Source organism: Streptomyces sp. Ncost-T10-10d (genome assembly GCF_900091955.1).
Lineage (GTDB): Bacteria > Actinomycetota > Actinomycetes > Streptomycetales > Streptomycetaceae > Streptomyces.
The window spans coordinates 1-24,425 of sequence record NZ_FMDF01000176.1 but is presented as its reverse complement, the minus strand read 5'-3'; the positions used below and the strand labels follow the sequence as shown (position 1 = coordinate 24,425).

Genomic DNA, 24,425 nt, shown 5'->3' with positions numbered 1-24,425 from the left:
CCACTGCGGCGCCGACGGGGGCGCGGAGGGCTGCGGCGTGGCGGGCTGGAAGGTGGGCGGCAGCGGCGGCAGACCGCCCTGCGGCGGCGCCGGGGTCCAGGGGTCGGCATGGCGGGCGCCGGGGCGTCCTGCGGTGCGTTGGGAGGCGGTACGTCCTGGGGGCCGCGTCCGTGACGGCGTCCGAGGGCACGGTGCCCTCCGGTCCGTCGGCGGCACCGCTCGTGATGTTGCCCGGAGTCTCGGCAGGCGCCTCTGCGGCGGCACCGGAATCCGCGGCGGCAGCGCCGTCCGGCCCATCGGCGGAGTCCGCCGCCTGCCCGGAACCGGAACTGGGGGTTTCGCCCTCGTCCGCACCGTCAGCAGCGGCGCCTGCGGAACCGGATCCCGGACCTGAGCCGCCCCCGTCCGCGTTCCTCGATGTCTCCTCGCGCTCCGCGATCTCCCGCTTCAGCGCGGCCGGCGAGAACCGCATGGTCGCGCCGCTCTCCACATCACCGCCTCCGAACGGGTCCGTCATCCCGTCGGGAGCCCCCGTCCCTGCCCCCTCCGTAGGAGCAGGAGAAGGAGCGGAGTCACCCGCCGCGGAATGAACAGGAGCCGGAGCCGGAACAGGAGCCGGGTCCGGTGCGGGAGCCGGTGCCGGTGCCGGTGTCGGAATCGGAGCGGGCGGCGCCGGCGCCCAGTTGGGGTCGAAGCTGCCCCCGGCCGACGGCGCAGGCACGGACAACGGCGCCCCGTTGGGCGGCGGAGGCGGCGCCAGGTGCGATCCGGCACCGCCCGACGAGTCCCCCGGCGCGTTCTGCGTGTACCAGGCGGGCGGGGTGTAGTCGATGGTGAACTCACCCGTCATCTCGGCGGGCTCCGCGTCGGACGACTCGTCGACGGGCTTGTTCCAGCCCCCGCGGATCTCGTCCCGATCGCCGTTCACTTTGCCTCCTGGTGTGGTCGAGCACCCTTGTGCCTTGGTGGTGGGGGCGACCGTTTCCGTCTTCCTAACCGCCCGGCTCTCCCCCGGGACGCGCATCGCCTGCCCGCAGGTTCTTCTGCCGCGCCCGGACCCACCCTAATCGTCTTGGGGCTTGCTCCGGCAGGCCGTACGGCACCGCAAGAGCTGTCCCGTACATCACGCACTGCCCCCAAGTGAACCGAGTACGGCACAGCGTGAAGGGCGAAGCGGTCAAACTCGCACATCCATATACGCAATGCCGAAGGTTCCGTACAGGCCGGAGGCAGGCCGGCCCCGTCAGTCCATCCGGCGCGCGCCACCCAGCAGCCCGGTCTCGGCGTCGGTCGCCTGGGTCATCACGAACTCCCGGTCGCGCCCCGCGCACCAGAGGGTGACCCCATCCGCCAGCGTGGAAAGTGCCTGAGTCTCGGCGGCCGGAAGATGCAGTATGCGACCGATCTGTGTGGCTTCGTCAGGAGATACCCGCTGGATGCCGACCAGCGCCGACTTCTCGATCAGCTTCGGCGCCACCGGACTCAGATACGGCAGCAGCGTCAGCACCGACTGCCAAGGACCGGACACCACCCGCCCGCGCGGTGGCCGCATGCCGCAGTCCCGCACCACGACCACCGGCGAACCCGCCGAGGGCCCCTGTGGCGGTACCCGCCCCACATCGTGCAGCGTGATGCACGGCTGACCGCCGCCGGCGGCGTGCGCAAGAGCCGTCCACGTCTGGGCCCGTCCGGTCTCCACGACGATCCGCGCACCGGTCGCGGCCGCCCGCAGCGCGAGCACCTGCGCCGTCCACAACCCGCCGATCAGCGTGACGTCGTACGGAGTCGGCCGGTTGATCCCGAGCACGGCGGGGCGGCCCTGGGCGTCCACGCCGATGACCATGCCGTCGTCGCCGACCGGCAGGGCCAGCGACGCCAACTGGTCGAGCGAGACCGACTGCCGCTCGCGGCGCGGACCGATCAGCCCGAAGCCGAGCCGGGCACGGGCGCTCGTGGGCACGGACATCAGCGGGTACCCCCGAGCGGCAGAGTGGCGAGCACACCGGGCAGCTGCTCGCGGTCGAGCCGGACCAGCGAGGTCCTGACCCCGCGGGCGGTGCGTTCCAACTCATGGCGGGCGCCCACCAGTTCCTCGTCGCTGCGCCCGGTGATCCGGATGTGCCCGGTGATCGAGACGCCCTGTCGCTCGCCGTGCCCCAGCGTGAGGCTGAAGGTGGTGGCGAGCGCCGGGATCGAGGTGAGCAGGGCGACGAGCTGCGGCATCGACGCACCGGAGCCACCACCGTTGCCGCCGAACTGCGGCCAGCGGCCCACCCAGTAGGTGGTGTGCCACCGGTCGTCGCAGCGCCAGGTCCGCGAGGTCTCCCCGGTGCGGCGTACCGGCGTCCCGCTCCGGCCGGCCTGCGCCATGGCCGGCGCACTGGCGCAGACCGAGGTCGCGATCGCGGACGTCAACTCCTGCTCGGTCAGCACCGTCGCGCGGAAGCCGGCCCCGGTCAGCCTGCTGGACAGCTGGTCGGCCGCGCGTACCACGCACTTCTGCGCCCCCGTGATGCCACCACCGCGCGCCTGCACGGCTTCCGGGCAGAGTTCCGGGTCCAGCTTGAGCGCGATCCAGGTGATCCGGACGGCGGGCGACCCCGTCTGGGCCTGCAGCGGCGCGTAGTTGCGTGCGGCGACGGACTGCTGGGGCAGATGCGGGGCGGGTGCGGGCTGGGTGTGCTGCACGATCTGCGCCGACTCCAGCCGGATGCCGTCGACCTCCAGAACATCCTGTACGAGCGCCAGCGGCAGCGGCTGCACGGACCGGTCCGGCCTGAGCGCCGAGGTGTCCGACTCCACCTGGAGGACGGCCGTGACGAACGTACCGTCACCGATCATCCCGACCGGCCGCCGGTCGCGGTCGCTGAAGGAGTATGTACGCAACGCCGGATCGCACTCGACGACGGGCGCTATCCCCGGCTCCGTTCCCGCGGGCAGCTCCAGTGAACCGGCCCTGCGTGAACGCGCGCGCAGCGAGACGACGGTGCCCAGCCACTCCGGAAGTGAACGGCGGTGTCTGCGCACGACGGCCAGCAGCACCAGCAGTGCGGCGACCACGACGGCCGGGGCCAGCAGCAGGGGTTCGATCACCCACGCCGCGAGCAGCAACGCGGCCGCGGTCTCCAGCAGTACGAGTTGTTGCAATCGGAACGAACCGAGCTGCCCGGGGCGTCCGTTGAGCCGCGCGGAGGCCGGTCCTCGGGCGCCCCGCGAAGAGCCGCGGGAGGCCGGTGGGCCGCCGGCCGGAGGAGCTGTGGAGACCGTTGCGTTCCCGGCCGGACGTGTCCGTGTCGCGGAAGCCGTCATTCCGGCATTCCCCCGTTCATTAGGCCCCAACTCCACCCGTATTCCGCCTGCCCCGCACGGAGCTTCGGCGGCTGGATCACCCTACCCGCCCCACCACCGCTCGCGGTCAGCAGGCATAGTAGGGGGCCGGTCCGGCACCCAGGTCCGGCATCGCGGGCCCGGTACAGGGGCCCCGGATGCGACCGCCCCCGGTGCCGCGCGGGGAGACACGGGAGAAAAGCGACTCATGGCATCACGGCGGGATGAGCTCAACGCATACACCTTTGCGAAGAAACGCACGGTGGCGGCATTCCTCCAACCCTCGCCCACCGGAACCGAGGAGGGCGCCCCGCGGCCGTTGCGAGCGGTCCTGCCGAGCGTGGTCGTCGGTGCGCTGATCCTCGCGGGCTTCGGCGCCTTCGGCATGTTCAAGCCCACCGCGCCCAAGGGCTGGGACAAGCCCGGCACCAACGTGATCGTCGGCAAGAAGTCCACCACCCGTTATGTCGTGCTCACCACCGGCAAGGGCAAGAAGAAAAAGACCCTGCTGCACCCCGTGCTCAACCTCGCCTCGGCCCGACTGCTCCTCAACCCGCAGAAGTACGACGTCATCCAGGTCGCCGACGAGGTCCTGGACGCGGGCAAGCCCCCGCGCGGGCCGATCCTCGGTATTCCGTACGCCCCCGACCGGCTGCCCGAAGCGAAGGACGCCGGGACGGCCAAGCGATGGGCCGTCTGCGTACAGCCCGGCGGCAAGGGCAACACCGTGCAGAAGGCCGCCTTCGTCTTCGGCGAACGTGACAACAAGCTGACCGAGGGGAGCAAGAAGCTCAGCGGCGGTCAGGTGCTCTACGCCCAGGGCCAGGACCGGGCCCGCTATCTCGTCGATGCGAACGGCACCAAGTACCGCATCGCCGAGACCGCCGCCGACAACGGCCATCTGACCAACGCGCTGGTCGGCAGCAGGCAGCCGCAGTCCGTCACCGACGACTGGCTGGCCACCCTGCACGACGGCAGCCCGATCGTCTTCCCGCGGATCCCCGGGACCATCGGTGCCCCGGCGCATGTCGAAGGACAGCTCTCCACCGAGGAGAACAAGGTCGGAATGGTCCTCAGGACCAGGACCGGCGAAGGCACCAGTCACTACGTCGTGCTCGACAAAAAGGTCCAGCCCGTCTCCGAGTTCACCGCCTGGCTGCTGATCAACTCACCGCAGACGGCCGAGCTGAACCTGGACAGCGAGGCACGCGCCGTCGGCCTGCAGGACTTCGTACCCGACGCCGCGACCTTCACCGGCCAGGCCGCACACTGGCCGGCCCACAAGACCGACCAGGTGAACTCCGCCGAGGGCGGCAGCGGCAGCCGCGACACCATCTGCAGCGTGCTGCGCAAGGTCGACGCCTCGGGGCGTACGACCCTGAGCACCTGGGCCGGCACCGCGTACCCCGCCACCATCGGCGTCGGTGGCACCAGCACCTATGTGACTCCCGGCAGCGGCCTGCTCTACACCCAGGTCCGGGGCGAACAGACCAGACCCGACGGATCGCTGTTCCTGGTGACCGACACCGGACTGCGGTACGCGGTCCAGGCGAACGGCGACAGCGATGCCGGCCGCTCCGACATCGGCACCGGTGACGAGCAGAAGCAGTCGGACGGCCGCCCCGAGCCCAGCCAGGCGCAGAGCAGGCTCGGATACGAGAAGGTGACGCCCGCCCTCGTACCGATCGCCTGGTCGGACTTCCTGTCCAAGGGCCCCCGGCTCGACACCAACAGCGCCCGCCAGCCCCAGGGTTCATGACGTTCCGGCGCACCGCAGGCAGAGCAGGGTACGGGGGAGAGGAACAGATGTTGTACCGGAAGACGGTCCTCGCGGCGGCGGTCGTCGCCGCACTGGCCGCACTGGCGGGGCCCGGGCCCGCGTACGCCGCCGAGGACGTGCAGGGCACCGGCGCCGTGGGCATAGACGGCAGCGGCGAATGCACCTTCCCGATGAAGCGGCAGTACGAGGGACGCCCCTGGTCGCTGCAGCGCGTCCTGCTGGACGAACTGTGGCAGGACACCAAGGGCGAGGGGGTACGCGTCGCGGTCATCGACACCGGCGTGGACGACGTCAACCCGCAGCTCAAGACGGCCGTCGACACATCGGCGGGCGCCGACTACCTCAAGGGCGGCAAGAGCGACGGCACCGTCGACGAGGTCGGCCACGGCACCAAGGTCGCGGGCATCATCGCCGCACGCCCCCGCAAGGGCACCGGATTCGTGGGACTGGCCCCCGAGGCCACGATCATCCCGATCCGCCAGAACGACGAGAAGAACAGCGGCAAGGACACCACGATGGCGACCGCGATCGACCATGCGATCGCCAAGGGTGCCGACGTCATCAACATTTCCCAGGACACGACGAAGGCCCTGACGGAGACGTCCGCGCTGGGCAGAGCGGTGGCCAGGGCGCTCGCCCATGACATCGTCGTGGTCGCCTCCGCGGGCAACGACGGCATGGACGGCAGACCGAAGCGCACCTACCCCGCGGCCTTCGACGGCGTCCTCGCCGTCGCCTCGTCCGACCGGAACAACGAACGCGCCCCCTTCTCCCAGGCCGGTGAGTTCGTCGGCGTCGCCGCACCGGGCGTCGACATCGTCTCCACCGTCCCGGGCAACGGCCAGTGCACCGACAACGGCACCAGCTTCTCCGCCCCGTACGTCGCCGGGGTCGCCGCCCTGATGCGCGCCAAGTACCCGAAGTGGACGGCGGCCCAGATCGTCGCCCGGATCGAGCAGACCGCCGAACGCTCCGTCACCGGCCATGACGACTTCGTCGGCTGGGGCGTCGTCGACCCGGTCCGCGCCCTGTCCGGCGACGACATCCCGCAGGACGCCCCGCATCCCGACCCGGCACCGCCCAGGGCGCCGGCCCCCGAGCCCGCACACCTTTCCCTGACGGAGACTTCGCAGGAGCGCAGTGAGCGGTACGCCACCTACGCGCTGGCCGTGGCGGCCGTGCTGGTCAGTGTGATAGCCGGAACTGCGACGGTCGTCCGGGATGTCCGGCGGCGACGCGCTTCGCGGTGACACACCCGCCCGGCGGCGTGACTCTCTCCCCACGAGCCACAGTTGGGGAGAACTGACGAAGTGACTAGGGTGGTAACAGACTTCACGTGTGTGACGGGGGAACGAGAAGTGGCCGAATCCGATTTCGGAGCGCGGGGATGCCGACGACGCGCTTTCCGGTCCCGCACTTTCCCCACCCCTTTGCCGGAGCACACGGGGGCAGGAAGAAGCCTGGCCGCACCATGCGAACAGGCCCGGGAACTGAGAGATAGGACCTCCGGATGACCAACCCCGCAGGCGGTTACGCACTTGCCGACGATCCGATCGTCCAGGCGAAGAACAAGATCATCGAGACGGCCGGCGAGGTGTCCCGCGAGTCCAGGGAGCTCGCCGACATCCTCGCGACGGTCGGTGCAGGATGGACGGGTGTCGGCGCCTCGGGATTCACCTCGGCGCAGATCATGATCAATGAGGACCACGACGAGATCCGCCGCCTCCTCAATGTCCTGCTCAACGCGGTGGGCAGCACCAAGAACCTCAGCAACGCCAACGACGAGGAGGTCCGTGCGGCCTTCAACGCGGTCAAGGACCAGGCGCCGTCGACCAACACCTCCGGGCTGAACAACGTCTGAGCCGCGCCGCACCCCCTTCCGTACACGCTGAGCACCGAGGAGAAGACACATGGGCCAGGACCCGAACACCAAGGTCAAATACGAGAGCGTCCAGGAGATCGCGAACCGTATCCGTACGGTGTCGCAGAAGATCGTCAACGACCTCGCGGAGATGGACACCGCGCTCAAGGTGGTCACCGACACCTGGGACGGTGAGGCCCACCGGGAGTACGTGAACCTCCAGCGCAAGTACAAGGAGAAGGCGGATCACATGAAGAACCGGCTGGAGCAGGTCGCGAAGATCATCGAATCCGGCAAGGACAGCTACCGCGCCACGGACCTCAAGTCCTCGCGCGCGTTCACCGAGGCGTACTGACCGCCCGCAAGCACACCGGAAGAGGGGCACGCTCGTCGGAGCGTGCCCCTCTTCCGGTGTGCCACAACGACTACTTCAGGTCGAACTCGCCGTCCCGCGCCCCCAGGACGAAGGCCCGCCACTCGGCCTCGGTGTACCGCAGCACGGTCTCCGGATCCAGCGAGGACCGCATCGCCACCGCACCGCCCGGCAGATGCGCGATCTCGACGCGCTCCTCGGCCTCTTCGGTACCGGGCGCACTCAGCCACTCCACCCCCGAGATGTCGAGTGCGTACAGCTCGTCCTTCTCCGCTTGCGTGCCCATCAGGTGCCTTTCCTCTCCTGCGGCGGAACGTGTTCGTCGCCCGCGTGCAGACTATCCCCGCTCCCGCGCCCCGCAGTCCCGGTGTTTGCAGCTTCCGTACCACGGTGGTAGAGACCGCCCACCCCGCATCCGGACGCAACTCTGCCCGACAGCCGTTTCACGAACGATTCCCGGCAGCGCCCACTCAGTTCTGCTCCGGCAACCGCCCGATCTGCACCAGCGGGTTCCCCCGGCGCCGCGAGGCGAAGTACCCGCGTCCCGGCGGCATCGCATGCCCGCGCACCGAACCGATCAGATCGCCCTCGGACGGGTCGCCGGACAGCACCACACCCTGTGCCCCCAGCTCCTTGATCCGCTGCATGAACGCCTCGTACATCGACCGCGAGGCCCCGGCGGAGTTGCGCGCGATGATGAAGCGGACGCCGGTGTCCCGGGCGAACGGCAGATACTCCGCCAGCGGGGCCAGCGGGTTGCCCGCGTTCGTCGCCACCAGGTCGTAGTCGTCGACGATGATGAAGATCTGCGGGCCGGTCCACCAACTGCGGTCGCGCAACTGCTGCGGCGTGACATCCGTCGGCGGCTGCCGTCGTGCGAACACCCCGGCCAGCGCCTCCATGTGCATCTGCATCGAGCTCGCCATCGGCGCGTACTCCAGCAGATGCCCCTCCGGCAGCGCACCCAGGAGCCCCCGTCGGTAGTCACCGACGACGAGCTTCGCCTCGTCGGGGGAGTAGCGCTCTGCGATCTGCTTCGCGATCAGTCGCAGCAGATTGGTCTTGCCAGATTCGCTCTCCCCGAAGACCAGGAAGAACGGATCGGTCTCGAAGTCGACGAACACCGGCTCCAGATCGGTCTCGTCGATACCGATCGCGATGCCCCGCTGCGGGAACTCGAAGCCCTTCGGCAGATGATCGGCCGGCAGCTTGCGCGGCAGCAACCGTACGGCCGGTGCCGCGGGACCCGCCCAGTTCGCCTTCACCGATCCGACGAACGCGGCCGTACCGTCGGAGAGATCCGTGGCGCTGCTGGAGGAGTCGATACGCGGCAGCGCCCCCATGAAGTGCAGCTTCTGCGGCACCTGACCCCGGCCAGGGACACCCGCGGGAACATTGGCCGCGACCTTGCGGTCGAACTCGGAGTCCATGACGTCGCCGAGCCGCAGCTCCAGCCGGCCGAGGATCTGGTCCTTCAGCGCGGCCCGCACCTCCATGTAGCGGGCGGCCGTGATGACCACATGGATGCCGTAGCCGAGCCCGCGCGCGGCGATGTCGGTGACGACCTGCTCCAGCATCTCGTACTCGGAACGGAAGCCGCCCCAGCCGTCCACCACCAGGAAGACATCGCCCCACGCCTCGCCGGGCAGTTCACCCAGGGCGCGCTTGCGCCGGTAGGTGGCGATGGAGTCGATCGAGTGGGCGCGGAAGAACTCCTCACGCCGGTTCAGCACACCGGCGACCTCGGCGACCGTACGCCGCACCCGTTCCGGGTCCAGCCGGGAGGCCATCCCGCCGACATGCGGCAGCTCCGCCAGCGAGACCAGACCGCCACCACCGAAGTCCAGTCCGTAGAACTGCACTTCGTGCGGGGTGTGGGTGAGGGTGAACGACGAGATGAGCGTCCGTACCAGCGTCGACTTGCCGGACTGCGGCCCGCCGACGATCATCATGTGGCCCGCCGCACCCGAGAAGTCCCGGTAAAGAACCTCGCGCCGCTGCTCGAAGGGCTTGTCGATCAGCCCGAGCGGCACCGTCAACCCGCCCGGACGGGTGTACTCCGTCGCCGTGAACCCGCGGTCGGCGGTCGGCGCGAGCCCCGGCAGCAGCTGGTCCAGCGTCGGCGCCCGGTCCAGCGGCGGCAGCCACACCTGATGGGCGGGCACCCCCTGCCCCTCCAGGCGACGCACGATCACATCGAGCACCGTGTCGGCGAGCGCATCGTCCTCCGCGCTCGTCCGCGACGCCACCAGATGCGCCGGATCGGGCGCCGCGTACACCACCGGCACCGGAAGCGCGCTGAACACCGCGGGCCGCCGGTCGATCGGCAGCGCCCCCACCGACAGATCGGGACCGCCGGTGCGGTACGTCCCCGACACATACGCCGCCTTGAACCGCGTCATCTCCTCCGTACCGAACTTCAGGTAGCCGGAACCGGGGACCGACGGCAGGTGGTACGCATCGGGCACACCCAGCGCCGTACGCGATTCGGCGGCGGAGAAGGTCCGCAACCCGATCCGGTACGAGAGATACGTGTCGAGCCCGCGCAGCTTGCCCTCCTCCAGGCGCTGCGACGCGAGCAGCAGATGCACACCCAGCGAACGCCCGATCCGGCCGATCTGGATGAACATGTCGATGAAGTCGGGCTTGGCGGTGAGGAGTTCGGAGAACTCGTCGATGACCAGGACGAGCGAGGCAAGCGGCTCCAGCGCCGCACCCGCCGCCCGCGCCTTCTCGTAGTCGTGGATGTTGGCGTAATTGCCGGCCGATCGCAGCAGCTCCTGCCGGCGCTGCAGCTCACCGCGGATCGCGTCCCCCATGCGGTCGACCAGCGTCAGGTCGTCCGCGAGGTTCGTGATGACGGCCGCCACATGCGGCATCTGCGACATCCCGGCGAACGTCGCGCCACCCTTGAAGTCCGCGAGTACGAAGTTCAGCGTCTCCGAGGAGTGCGTGACCGCGAGCCCCAGCACCAGCGTCCGCAGCAGCTCCGATTTGCCGGAACCCGTGGCGCCGACACACAGCCCGTGCGGCCCCATGCCCTCCTGCGCGGCCTCCTTCAGGTCCAGCATCACCGGCTGGCCGTCCTCGCCGACCCCGATCGGCACCCGGAGCCGTTCGGAGACCGACCGCGGCCGCCAGGTGCGCGCCACATCGACCGAACCCGCATCGCCCAGATTCAGCAGATCCGTGAAGTCCAGGTTGGCCAGCAGGGGTTCGTCGCCATCGCCCCCGCCCATCCTGAGCGGCGCCAGCTGCCGGGCCAGCGCCTCGGCCGCGGGCAGCGACATCCCGTCCGGCACACCCTCGTACGCCAGCCCCGCACCCGACTCCAGCCGCAGCAGCCCCGGCCGCACCACCACGGAGAGACCACCGCGCGGCTCGTCGAGCTCGCCCGGCACCACCTCGACGATCGTCACACCCTGCAGGCCCTCGGCCGCCGCGAACAGCGAGTCCGGCGGCACCATCCCACCGTCGAGAACCACCACGATGTGCGGCTGGTCCAGCAGCGGCTGACTCTCCCGGCCGAACCGCGGCCGCCCGTCGAGCCGGCTCGCCAGCAGCTGCTCCAGCTCACCCAGATCATCCCCGAACAGCCGCTTCGTACCGGCCCCGTCGACCTGCCCCGGTACCTGGAGATGCGGAAGCCACTTCGTCCATTCCCAGCGCGACACCGCGCCCCGCGCCGTCACGACGGCGACCACGAGATCCTCGGGGGAGTGCAGCGTCACCAACTGGGCGACCAGCGCCCGCGCCGCCGACTGTGCCGCCTCCGGCTGACCGGAGACCGTCACGTGGTAGAACGCCCGCATCGACACGGCCATCGGCAGCCCGTCCAACGACCCGTGCACGGCGAGGAACCGCTGCATCGCACCTGCGCACATCGGCTCCAGCTCATCCACCGGAGCGGTGTCGGGGGCGATCAGCGGGGTGGCCAGCTGCTGCGCCCCCAGCCCGACCCGCACCTGCCCGAAGTCCTTGTCGCCGACGCGTCGTTCCCACACCCGGCTGCCCTCGGCGACCACCGACCACAACTGCTCGGGAGCAGGCTGCAGATACAGCTGCACGTCCCGCTGCTTGCGCGCCGTGCGGCGCACCGTACGCCGCGTCTGTGCCAGGTATTTGAGGTAGTCACGTCGGACATCTGCCATTTGCCCCTGCGTACCGCGACGATGGCGGACAAGCTGCGCGACCACCATTCCGACGGTCGAGACGAGCATCAGAACACCCATGATCCGCATGAACGGATGGGCCTGGGGAGAGAAGAAGAAGACCACCGACGAACCCATGCCGAGCACCGGCAGGATCTGCATCAGCATGCCCTCCTGCTGCCCGCGGGGCAGTTCGGGAGGGGACTCCAACGTCAACTCGTCCATGGGGACTTCCGGCGGCAGGGCCCGCGGAGGTCGTTTCACGACGATCTGGCTCACCGAAACATCAATCCCTCGGTACGGACGGGCGGAAGGCCGGCCGAACGTGCACCGAAGCCCCCGTGGCTGCCTTTGCTTGCGGACGTCCCTCCGCGCGATGGCGATCCTACTTGCAGATGACCTGCCCCCCTCCCGGTAGGGTGGCGCGCGCACCGTGCGCAACCGCGAATCAGGGGGACCAGACACGTGAGTTCGACTGCAGCGACGGGCTTCTGCCGCGTCACCGTCGTGGCGCCCGACAGCCGGATCGATGTGGCCCTGCCGGAGGACATCGCCGTCGCCGACGTCTACCCGGAGATCCTCCGCCTCACCGGCCAGACCCAGGCGGCCGGAACTCCCACCGGGTACCACCTCGTACGCCGCGACGGCACGGTCCTGGACGGCGCGCGCACCCTCGCCGCCCAGCAGGTCCTCGACGGCGAACTCCTCAGCCTGCGCCCCTTCGCCCAGTCGCTGCCGCCCGCCGTCTTCGACGACGTCTCGGACGCCGTCGCCTCGGCCGTCACCCGCGACCGCCATCTGTGGAGCGACGAACTACTGCGCGGCGCGGGCCTGGTGGGCGGCGTGCTGCTGCTCGTCCTGATGGGCTTCGTGCTCTGGTTCGCCGACCCGGTACGGCACGACATGCACAGCCTCCCCGGCATCATCGCCGGTTCGGCCGGACTTCTGCTGACCGCGTTCGCGGGGGTACGCGCCCGGGTCTACGCGGACCGGGCCACCGCCGTCGCCCTCGGCCTCGGCGCACTGCCCCTCGTACTCATCGCGGGCTCCGGCATCATCGGCCCGGACACCGGCCAGGGCCCCGGCCGACTGCAATTCCTGCTGGGCTGCGTCGCCGTACTGGTCTCCTCGGTCGCGCTGGTCGCCCTCACCCCGAGCGGCGACGCCCCGTTCGTCGCGGCGACCTTCCTCGCCACCGTCGGCACCCTGGCGACCTTCGTCGCGATCCTCACCGAGGCATCCGCCACCGAGACCGCCGCCGTCTGCGCCCCGGTCGCCCTCGGCCTCGTCGCCTTCCTGCCCGGCCTCTCCGCCCGTTTCGCCCGGCTGCCCATCGGCTACGCCTCGCCGCGCACCGCCCCCGGCGGCTACGACGACAATTTCGCCGAGCCGAACGCGGAGCCCCGGACCCACGGGCACCCCCGTCGACGCCGACCGCATCGCGGCCCAGGCCCGCCGCGGCCACGAGATGCTGCTCGGCCTGGTCGGGGGCTGCGCGGCCGTCGTCGTCGGCTGCGCGGCCGTCCTCGGCTTCTCGGACAACATCTGGGGACAGTTCCTGGCGCTGGCCGCAGGGCTCGCGATGCTGCTGCGCGCCCGCCTCTTCCGCTACACCTCGCAGGTCGCCTGCGTACTGGTGGCGGGCATCGGTGCGGTCGCCCTGCTGATCCTCGGCCTCTCCCTGAATCCGCCGACCGACCTGCTGTTCGATCTGATCCGGTACGGCGACCGCAGCTCCCTGGACATCCGTACGATCTGGCTCTCCGCAGCCGTCGCCGCCGGGGCCGCCCTGCTCACCGCGATCGGCCTGATCATCCCCCGCAAGGGCCTCTCCCCGTTCTGGGGCCGCCTCCTCGACCTGGCCGAGAGCACCGTCCTCCTCTCCCTGGTCCCGCTGTGCCTGGCAGTACTGGACGTCTTCGCGCGGGCCAGGGGCTTGACCAGCTGACACCGATCGGGCCCAGCCGGGCGGAACCGAGCCCAGTCGGGCAGAGTCGAGCACGCCCGGCGATCGAGGGCAGAGCGGCAACCGGGCGCCCCGGGGGACCGCACCGCCCCCACGCGGCCCGCCCCACAGGGACTGGTACGCTGTGTGACGGCCGTTTGTGTACGCGCTCCCGGATCATCCTGGGGGCTGCGCTCATCGGACCTTCGCCTCCGAGTCATGGAAGCTCCCCTGCGATCAAGACCAGGGGCACTCGTGGGCGCATCGAACATCAAGAGGAGTACGCGTGCCGCTCGACGCCGCTACGAAGAAGCAGATCATGTCCGAGTTCGCCCAGAAGGAGGGTGACACCGGATCTCCCGAGGTCCAGGTCGCCATGCTCTCCCGCCGGATCTCGGACCTGACGGAGCACCTCAAGACGCACAAGCACGACCACCACTCCCGTCGTGGTCTGCTGATCCTGGTCGGCCAGCGTCGCCGCCTCCTTCAGTACCTGGCCAAGAAGGACATCCAGCGCTTCCGCGCCCTGGTCGACCGCCTCGGCATCCGCCGCGGTGCGGCCGGCGGCGCCAAGTAATACGCCGTGAAGGGAGCGGTTCCCACGACTGAGGGGGCCGCTCCCTTTGGTGTACGTACAGTTGTGTGTACGTATGCATGTACGGGATGCGACGGGTCCGCCCGTACGACCGGAATGCCAAGCTGAGCCGAATCTCAGTAACCTGGTCGCAGAACATCCCACAGACGAGCGAGAAGAAGACTCCCCGCCGCCGGTCCTCGGTAGTGGCCCCCGGCACAGCAACCCGGGTGCTTCGATCGAAGACCGGCCCGCCGATGGAGGGCTTCTCCGCAACCGTCCCCCGCCACACGGGCGTGGGGGCGAGAAGACGATATGTATCGGAGAAAACGCTAGTGGAGAACGAGACCCACTACGCCGAGGCCGTTATCGACAACGGAACCTTCGGCACCCGCACCATCCGCTTCGAGACGGGCCGCCTGGCCAAGCAGGCCGCCGGCTCCGCCGTCGCGTACCTGGACGACGACACCATGGTGCTGTCGGCCACCACGGCTTCCAAGAAGCCCAAGGACCAGCTCGACTTCTTCCCCCTCACGGTGGACGTCGAGGAGCGGCAGTACGCCGCAGGCAAGATCCCCGGCTCCTTCTTCCGTCGTGAGGGCCGGCCCTCCGAGGACGCGATCCTCACCTGCCGCCTGATCGACCGCCCGCTGCGCCCCTCCTTCAAGAAGGGCCTGCGCAACGAGATCCAGATCGTCGAGACGATCATGGCGCTCAACCCCGACCACCTGTACGACGTGGTCGCGATCAACGCCGCCTCCTGCTCCACGCAGCTGGCCGGCCTGCCCTTCTCCGGCCCGGTCGGCGGCACCCGTGTCGCCCTGATCAAGGGCCAGTGGGTCGCCTTCCCGACGCACACCGAGCTCGAGGACGCCGTCTTCGACATGGTCGTCGCCGGTCGCGTCCTGGAGGACGGCGACGTCGCGATCATGATGGTCGAGGCCGAGGCCACCGAGAAGACCATCCAGCTCGTCAAGGACGGCGCCGAGGCCCCGACCGAAGAGGTCGTCGCCGCCGGCCTCGAGGCCGCCAAGCCCTTCATCAAGGTCCTCTGCAAGGCCCAGTCGGACCTCGCCGCCAAGGCTGCCAAGCCCACCGGCGACTTCCCGGTCTTCCTGGACTACCAGGACGACGTCTTCGAGGCTCTCGCCGCCGCCGTCACGTCCGAGCTGGCTCAGGCACTCACCATCGCCGGCAAGCAGGACCGCGAGGCCGAGCTGGACCGCGTCAAGGAGATCGCCGCCGAGAAGCTTCTCCCGGCCTTCGAAGGCCGCGAGAAGGAGATCTCCGCCGCGTACCGGTCGCTGACCAAGAAGCTGGTCCGCGAGCGCGTCATCAAGGACAAGGTCCGCATCGACGGCCGTGGCGTCACGGACATCCGTACGCTCGCAGCCGAGGTCGAGGCCATCCCGCGCGTGCACGGCTCGGCGCTGTTCGAGCGTGGCGAGACCCAGATCCTGGGCGTCACCACCCTCAACATGCTCCGCATGGAGCAGCAGCTGGACACCCTCTCCCCGGTGACCCGCAAGCGCTACATGCACAACTACAACTTCCCGCCGTACTCCGTCGGTGAGACCGGCCGCGTGGGCTCGCCCAAGCGCCGCGAGATCGGCCACGGCGCGCTCGCCGAGCGCGCCATCGTGCCGGTGCTGCCGACGCGCGAGGAGTTCCCCTACGCGATCCGCCAGGTCTCCGAGGCGCTGGGCTCCAACGGCTCGACGTCCATGGGCTCGGTCTGCGCCTCCACCATGTCGCTGCTGAACGCCGGTGTGCCGCTCAAGGCCGCTGTCGCCGGTATCGCCATGGGCCTGATCTCCCAGGAGATCGACGGCAAGACCCACTACGTCGCCCTCACCGACATCCTCGGTGCGGAGGACGCCTTCGGCGACATGGACTTCAAGGTCGCCGGTACGAAGCAGTTCGTCACCGCGCTCCAGCTCGACACCAAGCTCGACGGCATCCCCGCCTCGGTCCTGGCCGCCGCGCTGAAGCAGGCCCGCGACGCCCGCCTCCACATCCTCGATGTGATGAACGAGGCCATCGACGTCCCGGACGAGATGTCCCCGAACGCCCCGCGGATCATCACCGTCAAGATCCCGGTGGACAAGATCGGTGAGGTCATCGGCCCCAAGGGCAAGATGATCAACCAGATCCAGGAGGACACCGGCGCCGACATCACGATCGAGGACGACGGCACCATCTACATCGGTGCCGCCGACGGACCGGCCGCCGAGGCCGCCCGCGCCACGATCAACTCGATCGCCAACCCGACCATGCCGGAGGTCGGCGAGCGCTACCTGGGTACGGTCGTCAAGACCACCACCTTCGGTGCGTTCGTGTCCCTCATGCCGGGCAAGGACGGCCTGCTGCACATCTCGCAGATCCGCAAGCTCGCCGGTGGCAAGCGCGTGGAGAACGTCGAGGACGTGGTCGGCGTCGGAGCCAAGGTCCAGGTCGAGATCGCCGAGATCGACTCCCGGGGCAAGCTCTCCCTGATCCCCGTCATCGAGGGTGAAGAGGACGAGAAGAAGGACGACGCCGCCAAGTGACGTCCCGTAGTTCCGTGACGACGGCCCGCGCCTCCTCGAAGGCGCGGGCCGTCGCCCGTACCCAAACGCTTCTCAAGGGCACCAACGGCATCGGTACGGTCCGCCGCACCGTCCTCCCCGGCGGTCTCCGGGTCGTCACCGAGACGCTGCCCTCCGTCCGCTCCGCCACCTTCGGGATCTGGGCCAACGTCGGATCACGCGACGAGACCCCCACCCTGAACGGTGCGACGCACTACCTCGAACACCTCCTCTTCAAGGGCACCGCCAAGCGCAGTGCCCTCGACATCTCAGCCGCCATCGACGCGGTCGGCGGCGAGATGAACGCCTTCACGGCGAAGGAGTACACCTGCTACTACGCGCGGGTCCTCGACACCGACCTGCCGCTGGCCATCGATGTCGTCTGCGACATGCTGACCGGCTCGCTGATCACCGCCGAGGACGTCGACGCCGAGCGCGGCGTCATCCTCGAAGAGATCGCGATGACCGAGGACGACCCGGGCGACTGCGTGCACGACCTGTTCGCGCACACGTTGCTCGGCGACACCCCCCTCGGCCGCCCGGTCCTCGGCACCGTCGACACCATCAACGCGCTCGACCGCGGCCGGATCGCCCGCTTCTACAAGAAGCACTACGACCCCACGCACCTGGTCGTCGCCGCCGCCGGCAACATCGACCACGCCACGGTCGTACGCCAGGTCCGCAAGGCCTTCGAGCGTGCCGGCGCCCTGTCCCGCACCGAAGCCGTCCCGGTTGCCCCGCGCCACGGCTCCCGCACGCTGCGCACCGCGGGCCGCGTCGAGCTGCTGAACCGCAGGACCGAGCAGGCCCATGTCGTTCTCGGTGTGCCCGGCCTGGCCCGCACCGACGACCGTCGCTGGGCGCTCGGCGTACTCAACACCGCTCTCGGCGGCGGCATGAGCTCACGCCTGTTCCAGGAGGTACGGGAGAAGCGCGGCCTTGCGTACAGCGTCTACTCGTACACCTCGGGCTTCGCCGACTGCGGACTCTTCGGCGTGTACGCGGGCTGTCGGCCCAGCCAGGTCCACGACGTCCTCAAGATCTGCCGGGACGAACTCGACCGGGTAGCGTCCGAAGGGCTGAGCGACGAGGAGATCGGCCGTGCCATCGGGCAACTCTCCGGCTCGACGGTCCTCGGCCTGGAGGACACCGGCGCGCTGATGAACCGTATCGGCAAGAGCGAACTGTGCTGGGGCGACCAGATGTCGGTCGACGACATGCTGGCCCGGATAGCGCAGGTCACCCCCGATGACGTCCGCGCGGTGGCGGGCGAGGTCCTCGGACACCGCCCCTCGCTCTCCGTCATCGGCCCGCTCAAGGACAAGCAGGCCGACCGCCTCGACGAAGCGGTCTCCTAACTCCCCCGTAAGGAAGCAGAGCAATGAGCAAGCTGCGCGTGGCCGTTCTCGGCGCCAAGGGCCGTATCGGATCCGAGGCGGTGCGAGCCGTCGAGGCCGCCGACGACATGGAGCTGGTGGCCGCCCTGGGGCGTGGCGACAAGCTGGAGACCCTCGCGGAATCCGGCACCCAGGTCGTCGTCGAGCTCACCACCCCCGCGTCGGTGATGGCCAACCTCGACTTCTGCATCCGGCACGGCATCCACGCCGTTGTCGGTACGACGGGCTGGTCCGACGAACGGCTCGCGCAGCTGAACACCTGGCTCTCCGGCTCCCCGGAGACCGGTGTGCTCATCGCGCCGAACTTCTCCATCGGCGCCGTCCTCACCATGAAGTTCGCGGAGCAGGCGGCCCGCTACTTCGAGTCCGTCGAGGTCGTCGAACTGCACCACCCCAACAAGGCCGACGCCCCCTCGGGCACCGCCACCCGCACTGCCCAGCTGATCGCAGAGGCCCGGAGGAAGGCCGGCTGCGCCCCGCAGCCGGACGCCACCACCACAGCCCTGGACGGCGCCCGCGGTGCCGACGTGGACGGAGTCCCTGTCCACGCGATCCGGCTCCGGGGTCTCCTGGCCCACCAGGAAGTGCTGCTCGGCGGCGAGGGCGAGACGCTCACCATCCGGCACGACTCCCTGCACCACAGCAGCTTCATGCCGGGCATCCTGCTCGGCACACGCCGCGTGGTGACCTCTCCCGGCCTCACGTTCGGCCTGGAACACTTCCTCGACCTGAACTGACTGAGCCCTGCCATGCGCGCAAAGATCACTTACTTCGTCACCGCTGCCGTCCTGGTCTTCTACTTCGCCCTGGTCGGCAGCCGTGGCGTCCTGCTCATCCAGCACGGCACGCTGCTGACGGTCACCTTCGGGGTCGCGGTGCTGATCCTGCCGTTGATCGGTATCTGGTTCCTCTGGAAGAACACCCAGTTCGTGGCGCGGGCCAACGCGCTGGCCGCGGAACTGGACGCGGAGGGCGGCCTGCCGGTCGACGAGCTGGTCCGCACCCCGTCCGGCCGCATCGACCGCGCCTCGGCCGACGCCGTGTTCGCACGCCGCCGTGAGGAGACCGAGGACTCGCCGGACGACTGGCGCTGCTGGTTCCGCCTGGCCGTCGCCTATCAGGACGCCAGGGACACCCCACGCGCCCGAAAGGCCATGCAGCGCGCCATCGCCCTGCATACGAAGCTCACCCGGCCCAGCACGCCCTGACGCGGGCCGACGGGCTGTCCGACCGAATCATCGAGCCCGTCCGGCCGGATCGAGCCCGTCCGGCCGGATCGAGCCCGTCCGGCCGGATCGAGCCCGTCCGGCCGGATCGAGCCCGTCCGGCCGGATCGAGCTGGTCCGGCACCTGACGACAGAACGGCCACCGGAAGGTCCCGGTGGCCGAACGTCTCAGCCCCGCCGATACTCGTCCCCCCACGCCTCGACCGTGTCGGCCGCACGGTCGAACGCCTCGCTCCGCGTCAGGAAGTCCGCATTGCTGTCGGTGAGCAGGGGCGGCATCGCCTCGCCCCCCTGGCGTACGACGATCAACGCCTGCCCCTGCACCGTGCGCGGAAACCCGAGCCACTTCACCGGCTGCTGCACCGTATGGACGCCCGCGACGCGGTTCCACGGCACGGTCGTCGTCGTGAAGAAGCCGACCCGGCGCACGCCGTGACGGCTCACCCAGGCGCCGACCCGCAGCAGCCGCAGGGCGCAGCCGATGACCACGACGGCGAGTGCCAGACATGCTGCGGCTCCCGGTACCGCCCCGGCGAACAGGGTGATCATCCCCGCGAGCAGGATGAACGACGCGAGCAGCAGCAGGGAGGCCGCAGCCGCGACCCGCCAGGGTCCTGGGCGGTACGGACGCCGCCAGCTGTCGTGGTCGTCGAACGGCAGCGCGATGTCCTCAGCGCTCGCGTCAAACGCGCGGTCGGCCGTCAGGAAGGGCAGGGGCACGACTGATCCTCACTCACAAGCACGCTCGATTGCTGTGCCCGGTGAGGCTACCGAGGAGGCCGCCGACCAGACCACCCCAGGGGGCCCGTAGGAGTCAGCGCCCGTGGCCAGCCTCGGTCTGCTGGGTGTGCGACGGCCCCTGGGCGGGGCTCAGGGCGGGCAGGCCGAGGATCAGCGACCCGACGAGACCTGCGACGACCGTCAGCCCGACAAGAGAACGGCCGGCCAGCTGGGAGACGGTGGTGCGCTCCCGCGGGGGCGGGGTGACGTTACTGCGGAATCGGTCGGCCTCGGCTACGAACGAGAACGGGACGGATTCACGCCGGCGGAACATGAGGAAGCTCTCCTTGAACTCTGTTACGGATGCTGCTACCGAGTCAGACGTACGGCAGACCTGTTCGGTGCCCCGAATCGCCGAATTCGTCGAAGAAATCCCTGCACGACCCTTCCGGCCCTCGTTGTCAGTGGCGGCCCGTAGAGTGGGCGCCGCCCGAGCGACGCAATTGGAAGGACCCCGCCGGTGACCGAGACCCCCGAGCCCGCAAAGCCCAGTTTCCGCAGTGATGTCACCGTTGACCTGGTGAAACACTCCGCAGGCGACTCCGACGTCCTGTTCGCGGCCCGTGTCTCCACGGCCGGTGAGCAGTCGCTGGAGGAGGTCACCAAGGACCCTGAGCGCTCCAAGGGGCTCATCAACTTCCTGATGCGTGACCGGCACGGCAGCCCGTTCGAGCACAACTCGATGACCTTCTTCATCAGCGCCCCGATCTTCGTGTTCCGCGAGTTCATGCGCCACCGCGTCGGCTGGTCGTACAACGAGGAATCGGGCCGCTACAGGGAGCTGGAACCGGTCTTCTACGTTCCGGGGGAGTCCCGCAAGCTCGTCCAGCAGGGCCGCCCCGGCAAGTACGAATTCGTCGAGGGCACCCAGGCCCAGCAGGAGCTCACCGGCCGCATCATGGAGGACTCCTACCGCCAGGCGTACGAGGCGTATCAGGAGATGCTCGCCGCAGGAGTGGCCCGTGAGGTCGCCCGCGCGGTGCTCCCCGTCGGCCTGTTCTCCTCGATGTACGCCACATGCAATGCCCGCTCGCTGATGCACTTCCTCGGCCTGCGCACTCAGCACGAGCTGGCGAAGGTGCCGTCCTTCCCGCAGCGGGAAATCGAAATGGTCGGCCAGCAGATGGAGGAGCACTGGGCTCGGCTCATGCCGCTCACCCATGCAGCCTTCAACAAGAACGGACGCGTAGCCCCGTAAGCGGTGTCCGTATTGCGGCGTTTCGTGAAGTTCATCTAGGCTGATCAAACGGACCCGGCACTGCTTGAACCCCCGAGCAGGCAGTGCCGGGCTCCTACTGGGTGTCCCCCCGAGGGGGCATTGGGCGCTGAGCAACGAGTAGCGTGTTACCCATGGCTCCGATCTCCACTCCGCAGACCCCCTTCGGGCGGGTCCTCACCGCTATGGTCACGCCCTTCACGGCGGACGGCGCACTCGACCTCGACGGCGCCCAGCGGCTCGCTGCCCACCTGGTGGACGCAGGCAATGACGGCCTGATCGTCAACGGCACCACCGGCGAGTCCCCGACCACCAGCGACGCGGAGAAAGACCAGCTGGTGAGGGCCGTACTGGAAGCGGTGGGAGACAGGGCCCACGTCGTCGCCGGCATCGGCACCAACGACACCCGCCACAGCACCGAGCTCGCCCGCACGGCCGAACGCTCCGGTGCTCACGGCCTCCTCGCGGTGACGCCGTACTACAACAAGCCGCCGCAGGAAGGCATCTTCCGCCACTTCACGGCAATCGCCGATGCCACCGGTCTGCCGGTGATGCTCTACGACATTCCGGGTCGCAGCGGTGTACCGATCGACACAGAGACGCTGGTGCGGCTCGCCGAGCACCCGCGCATCGTCGCCAACAAGGACGCCAAGGGCGACCTCGGCCGCGCCAGCTGGGCCATCGCCCGGTCCAGCCTCGCCTGGTACTCCGGCGACGACATGCTGAACCTGCCGCTCCTCTCGGTCGGGGCCATCGGATTCGTCTCCGTCGTCGGCCATGTCGTCACCCCCGACCTCCGCGCCCTCATCGAGGCGTACCTCGGCGGCGACGTCCAGAAGGCCACGGAGATCCACCAGAAGCTCCTGCCGGTCTTCACCGGCATGTTCCGCACCCAGGGCGTCATCACCACCAAGGCCGCGCTGGCGCTCCAGGGCCTCCCCGCAGGCCCCCTGCGCCTTCCCCTGGTGGAACTCACCGCACAGGAAACGGCGCAGCTCAAGATCGATCTCGCCGCCGGTGGGGTAGAGCTGTAACCACAGACTTCACAACTGAATAAGCGAAGAACACTCGCAAGAGCGACAACACAGACAACAGCAAGTGCACGAATGACATGCGCGCCACGTGCCCAAGCGGTACGTGGCGCGCGTGGTAAGGAGAGTCTTTTGAGTCATCCGCATCCCGAACTCGGCACCCCGCCGAAGCTCCCGAAGGGCGGCCTCCGGGTCACCCCGCTCGGCGGCCTCGGTGAAATCGGCCGCAACATGACAGTCTTCGAGTACGGCGGCCGCCTGCTCATCGTCGACTGCGGAGTTCTCTTCCCGGAGGAAGAGCAGCCCGGAATCGACCTGATCCTTCCGGACTTCACCACGATCCGGGACCGTCTCGACGACATCGAAGGCATCGTCCTCACGCACGGCCACGAGGACCACATCGGTGGTGTCCCGTACCTGCTGCGACTGAAGCCGGACATCCCCCTCATCGGCTCCAAGCTGACCCTCGCGCTGATCGAGGCGAAGCTCCAGGAGCACCGCATCCGCCCGTACACCCTCGAAGTCGCGGAGGGCCAGCGCGAGCGCATCGGCGTCTTCGACTGCGAGTTCATCGCGGTCAACCACTCCATCCCGGACGCGCTCGCGGTCGCCATCCGCACACCTGCGGGCATGGCCGTCGCGACCGGCGACTTCAAGATGGACCAGCTCCCGCTGGACGGCCGGCTCACCGACCTCCACGCGTTCGCCCGGCTGAGCGAGGAAGGCATCGACCTCCTCCTCTCCGACTCGACCAACGCGGAGGTCCCCGGCTTCGTGCCGCCCGAGCGGGACATCTCCAACGTCCTGCGTACGGTTTTCGCCAACGCCCAGAAGCGCATCATCGTGGCGAGCTTCGCCAGCCACGTGCACCGCATCCAGCAGATCCTCGACGCGGCCCACGAATACGGCCGTCGGGTCGCCTTCGTCGGCCGTTCGATGGTCCGCAACATGGGCATCGCCCGTGATCTGGGTTATCTGAAGGTCCCCGCGGGCCTGGTGGTCGACGTCAAGACCCTCGACGACCTGCCGGACGACGAGGTCGTGCTGGTCTGCACGGGTTCCCAGGGTGAGCCGATGGCCGCACTGTCCCGCATGGCCAACCGCGATCACCAGATCCGGATCGTGCAGGGCGACACGGTGATCCTCGCGTCGTCCCTGATCCCGGGCAACGAGAACGCGGTCTACCGCGTGATCAACGGCCTGACCCGCTGGGGCGCCAATGTCGTCCACAAGGGCAACGCCAAGGTCCATGTCTCGGGCCATGCCTCGGCCGGCGAGCTGCTGTACTTCTACAACATCTGCAAGCCGAAGAACCTGATGCCGGTCCACGGCGAATGGCGCCACCTGAGGGCCAATGCCGAACTGGGCGCCCTCACCGGTGTACCCAAGGACCACATCGTCATCGCCGAGGACGGCGTCGTCGTCGACCTCGTCGACGGCAAGGCCAAGATCGTCGGCAAGGTCCAGGCAGGTTACGTATACGTCGACGGCCTCTCGGTCGGCGATGTCACCGAGACCTCCCTCAAGGACCGTCGGATCCTCGGTGAGGAGGGCATCGTCTCCGTCTTCATCGTGGTCGACAGCTCCTCCGGCAAGATCACTGGCGGCCCGGACATCCATGCCCGTGGCTCCGGCATCGACGACTCGGCGTTCAGCGCCGTCGTGCCGAAGATCGAGGAAGCGATCAACAGGTCCGCCCAGGACGGTGTGCTGGAGCCCCACCAGCTCCAGCAGTTGGTCCGCCGCACGCTGGGCAAGTGGGTCTCCGACACCTACCGTCGGCGACCGATGATCCTTCCCGTCGTCGTCGAGGTCTGACCCCGACAGGCGCGAACTCCGGAGCGGGGCCCCCGATTTGCATCGGGGCGCCCCGCTCCAGTACGTTTACGGCTCCGCCTGACCGGGAAGCACCGCGCACACTCATGTGCAGGGGCACCCCGAACGGAGCGGGAATTCCGACTCAGAACTTCTGATAAAGTCGGATCCGCCGAAAGGCAAGGCCACTCCAAAGGCCACCGGAATTCAAATTCGGACCGGAAACGGAACGAAAAAGAGTCTGGTAAGGTTGGAACCGCCGGAAAGGGAAACGCGAAAGCGAAGAACTGGAAAGCGCAGTAAAAATCTCCTGCTTAGCAGGGGGCCCGCTTCGGCCGGGAATCGGACACGAAAGAGTCTGGTAGAGTCGGAAACGCAAGAT

The 24,425-nt window shown here is 69.1% G+C and carries 19 protein-coding genes and 1 pseudogene; 13 read left to right on the top strand and 7 right to left on the bottom strand.

Annotated elements, in window-relative coordinates:
* The 3 genes from GA0115254_RS43985 to eccE form a co-directional block, all read right to left on the bottom strand.
* A partial coding sequence (locus GA0115254_RS43985; protein WP_370740976.1) for an SCO5717 family growth-regulating ATPase occupies positions 1 to 928 on the bottom strand: 928 nt, incomplete at its 3' end.
* Positions 929 to 1,243: 315 nt separating this feature from the next.
* Positions 1,244 to 1,966, bottom strand: coding sequence for a hypothetical protein (locus GA0115254_RS32035; protein WP_093898777.1), 723 nt, complete (start codon positions 1,964 to 1,966; stop codon positions 1,244 to 1,246).
* On the bottom strand, positions 1,966 to 3,309 hold the full coding sequence (gene eccE, locus GA0115254_RS32030) for a type VII secretion protein EccE (protein WP_093898776.1): 1,344 nt from the start codon (positions 3,307 to 3,309) through the stop codon (positions 1,966 to 1,968). The genes GA0115254_RS32035 and eccE overlap by 1 nt, the downstream gene beginning before the upstream one ends.
* Before the next feature lie 226 nt (positions 3,310 to 3,535).
* On the opposite strand from eccE, the gene eccB reads away from it, so the two are divergent.
* The 4 genes from eccB to GA0115254_RS32010 all read left to right on the top strand — a co-directional run bounded on the left by eccB (position 3,536) and on the right by GA0115254_RS32010 (position 7,323).
* A complete protein-coding gene (gene eccB / locus GA0115254_RS32025) occupies positions 3,536 to 5,086 on the top strand; it encodes a type VII secretion protein EccB (RefSeq protein ID WP_093898775.1) in 1,551 nt (516 codons plus the stop codon).
* 47 nt (positions 5,087 to 5,133) lie between these two features.
* A complete protein-coding gene (gene mycP, locus GA0115254_RS32020; protein WP_093898774.1) occupies positions 5,134 to 6,357 on the top strand; it encodes a type VII secretion-associated serine protease mycosin in 1,224 nt (407 codons plus the stop codon).
* Positions 6,358 to 6,617: 260 nt separating this feature from the next.
* Positions 6,618 to 6,968, top strand: a complete 351-nt coding sequence (locus GA0115254_RS32015) for a WXG100 family type VII secretion target (RefSeq protein ID WP_093898773.1) — start codon at positions 6,618 to 6,620, stop codon at positions 6,966 to 6,968.
* Positions 6,969 to 7,017: 49 nt separating this feature from the next.
* Positions 7,018 to 7,323: a WXG100 family type VII secretion target gene (locus tag GA0115254_RS32010; RefSeq protein ID WP_093898772.1), complete on the top strand. Its 306-nt coding sequence runs from the start codon at positions 7,018 to 7,020 to the stop codon at positions 7,321 to 7,323.
* 70 nt (positions 7,324 to 7,393) lie between these two features.
* Here the strand turns inward: GA0115254_RS32010 and GA0115254_RS32005 are convergent, their stop codons facing one another.
* Complete coding sequence (locus tag GA0115254_RS32005; RefSeq protein ID WP_093898771.1) at positions 7,394 to 7,627, bottom strand: DUF397 domain-containing protein; 234 nt, start codon at positions 7,625 to 7,627, stop codon at positions 7,394 to 7,396.
* 184 nt (positions 7,628 to 7,811) lie between these two features.
* Complete coding sequence (gene eccCa, locus GA0115254_RS32000) at positions 7,812 to 11,771, bottom strand: type VII secretion protein EccCa (protein WP_093898770.1); 3,960 nt, start codon at positions 11,769 to 11,771, stop codon at positions 7,812 to 7,814.
* Positions 11,772 to 11,957: 186 nt separating this feature from the next.
* On the opposite strand from eccCa, the pseudogene eccD reads away from it, so the two are divergent.
* The 6 genes and pseudogenes from eccD to GA0115254_RS31970 all read left to right on the top strand — a co-directional run bounded on the left by eccD (position 11,958) and on the right by GA0115254_RS31970 (position 19,183).
* A pseudogene (gene eccD / locus GA0115254_RS31995) lies at positions 11,958 to 13,440 on the top strand (type VII secretion integral membrane protein EccD).
* A gap of 283 nt (positions 13,441 to 13,723) precedes the next feature.
* Positions 13,724 to 14,014 (top strand): 30S ribosomal protein S15, encoded by a 291-nt coding sequence (gene rpsO / locus GA0115254_RS31990; protein ID WP_003965855.1) that lies wholly within the window; start codon positions 13,724 to 13,726, stop codon positions 14,012 to 14,014.
* Between the two features lie 332 nt (positions 14,015 to 14,346).
* Positions 14,347 to 16,560, top strand: a complete 2,214-nt coding sequence (locus GA0115254_RS31985; protein WP_093898769.1) for a polyribonucleotide nucleotidyltransferase — start codon at positions 14,347 to 14,349, stop codon at positions 16,558 to 16,560.
* Positions 16,557 to 17,936, top strand: coding sequence for a M16 family metallopeptidase (locus GA0115254_RS31980; protein WP_093898768.1), 1,380 nt, complete (start codon positions 16,557 to 16,559; stop codon positions 17,934 to 17,936). Before GA0115254_RS31985 ends, GA0115254_RS31980 begins: the two co-directional genes overlap by 4 nt.
* A 23-nt stretch (positions 17,937 to 17,959) precedes the next feature.
* Entirely contained in the window at positions 17,960 to 18,712 is a 753-nt protein-coding gene (gene dapB / locus GA0115254_RS31975) for a 4-hydroxy-tetrahydrodipicolinate reductase (protein WP_093898767.1), read from the top strand.
* A gap of 12 nt (positions 18,713 to 18,724) precedes the next feature.
* Positions 18,725 to 19,183 carry a tetratricopeptide repeat protein gene (locus GA0115254_RS31970; protein WP_093898766.1) on the top strand — a complete coding sequence of 153 codons (459 nt, stop codon included), beginning with the start codon at positions 18,725 to 18,727 and terminating at the stop codon, positions 19,181 to 19,183.
* A 186-nt stretch (positions 19,184 to 19,369) separates the two neighbouring features.
* Here the strand turns inward: GA0115254_RS31970 and GA0115254_RS31965 are convergent, their stop codons facing one another.
* Both GA0115254_RS31965 and GA0115254_RS31960 read right to left on the bottom strand, forming a co-directional pair.
* Positions 19,370 to 19,921, bottom strand: coding sequence for a hypothetical protein (locus tag GA0115254_RS31965; protein WP_093898765.1), 552 nt, complete (start codon positions 19,919 to 19,921; stop codon positions 19,370 to 19,372).
* Positions 19,922 to 20,015: 94 nt separating this feature from the next.
* Complete coding sequence (locus GA0115254_RS31960; RefSeq protein ID WP_093898764.1) at positions 20,016 to 20,255, bottom strand: hypothetical protein; 240 nt, start codon at positions 20,253 to 20,255, stop codon at positions 20,016 to 20,018.
* Positions 20,256 to 20,441: 186 nt separating this feature from the next.
* Here GA0115254_RS31960 and thyX point away from each other — a divergent pair, with 186 nt between their 5' ends.
* The 3 genes from thyX to GA0115254_RS31945 all read left to right on the top strand — a co-directional run bounded on the left by thyX (position 20,442) and on the right by GA0115254_RS31945 (position 24,046).
* Positions 20,442 to 21,179 (top strand): FAD-dependent thymidylate synthase, encoded by a 738-nt coding sequence (gene thyX / locus GA0115254_RS31955; protein WP_093898763.1) that lies wholly within the window; start codon positions 20,442 to 20,444, stop codon positions 21,177 to 21,179.
* A 152-nt stretch (positions 21,180 to 21,331) separates the two neighbouring features.
* Positions 21,332 to 22,231 (top strand): 4-hydroxy-tetrahydrodipicolinate synthase, encoded by a 900-nt coding sequence (gene dapA, locus GA0115254_RS31950; protein ID WP_093898762.1) that lies wholly within the window; start codon positions 21,332 to 21,334, stop codon positions 22,229 to 22,231.
* A gap of 129 nt (positions 22,232 to 22,360) precedes the next feature.
* The gene (locus GA0115254_RS31945; protein ID WP_093898761.1) at positions 22,361 to 24,046 is read left to right on the top strand and encodes a ribonuclease J; all 1,686 of its coding nucleotides are present in this window, start codon (positions 22,361 to 22,363) and stop codon (positions 24,044 to 24,046) included.
* Positions 24,047 to 24,425 lie beyond the last annotated feature (379 nt).

Coding starts and splice junctions, on each gene's coding strand:
- GA0115254_RS32035 (WP_093898777.1), bottom strand. CDS start 1,966: ATGTCCGTGCCCACGAGCGCCCGTGCCCGGCTCGGCTTCGGGCTGATC.
- eccE (WP_093898776.1), bottom strand. CDS start 3,309: ATGACGGCTTCCGCGACACGGACACGTCCGGCCGGGAACGCAACGGTC.
- eccB (WP_093898775.1), top strand. CDS start 3,536: ATGGCATCACGGCGGGATGAGCTCAACGCATACACCTTTGCGAAGAAA.
- mycP (WP_093898774.1), top strand. CDS start 5,134: ATGTTGTACCGGAAGACGGTCCTCGCGGCGGCGGTCGTCGCCGCACTG.
- GA0115254_RS32015 (WP_093898773.1), top strand. CDS start 6,618: ATGACCAACCCCGCAGGCGGTTACGCACTTGCCGACGATCCGATCGTC.
- GA0115254_RS32010 (WP_093898772.1), top strand. CDS start 7,018: ATGGGCCAGGACCCGAACACCAAGGTCAAATACGAGAGCGTCCAGGAG.
- GA0115254_RS32005 (WP_093898771.1), bottom strand. CDS start 7,627: ATGGGCACGCAAGCGGAGAAGGACGAGCTGTACGCACTCGACATCTCG.
- dapB (WP_093898767.1), top strand. CDS start 17,960: ATGAGCAAGCTGCGCGTGGCCGTTCTCGGCGCCAAGGGCCGTATCGGA.
- GA0115254_RS31970 (WP_093898766.1), top strand. CDS start 18,725: ATGCGCGCAAAGATCACTTACTTCGTCACCGCTGCCGTCCTGGTCTTC.
- GA0115254_RS31960 (WP_093898764.1), bottom strand. CDS start 20,255: ATGTTCCGCCGGCGTGAATCCGTCCCGTTCTCGTTCGTAGCCGAGGCC.
- dapA (WP_093898762.1), top strand. CDS start 21,332: ATGGCTCCGATCTCCACTCCGCAGACCCCCTTCGGGCGGGTCCTCACC.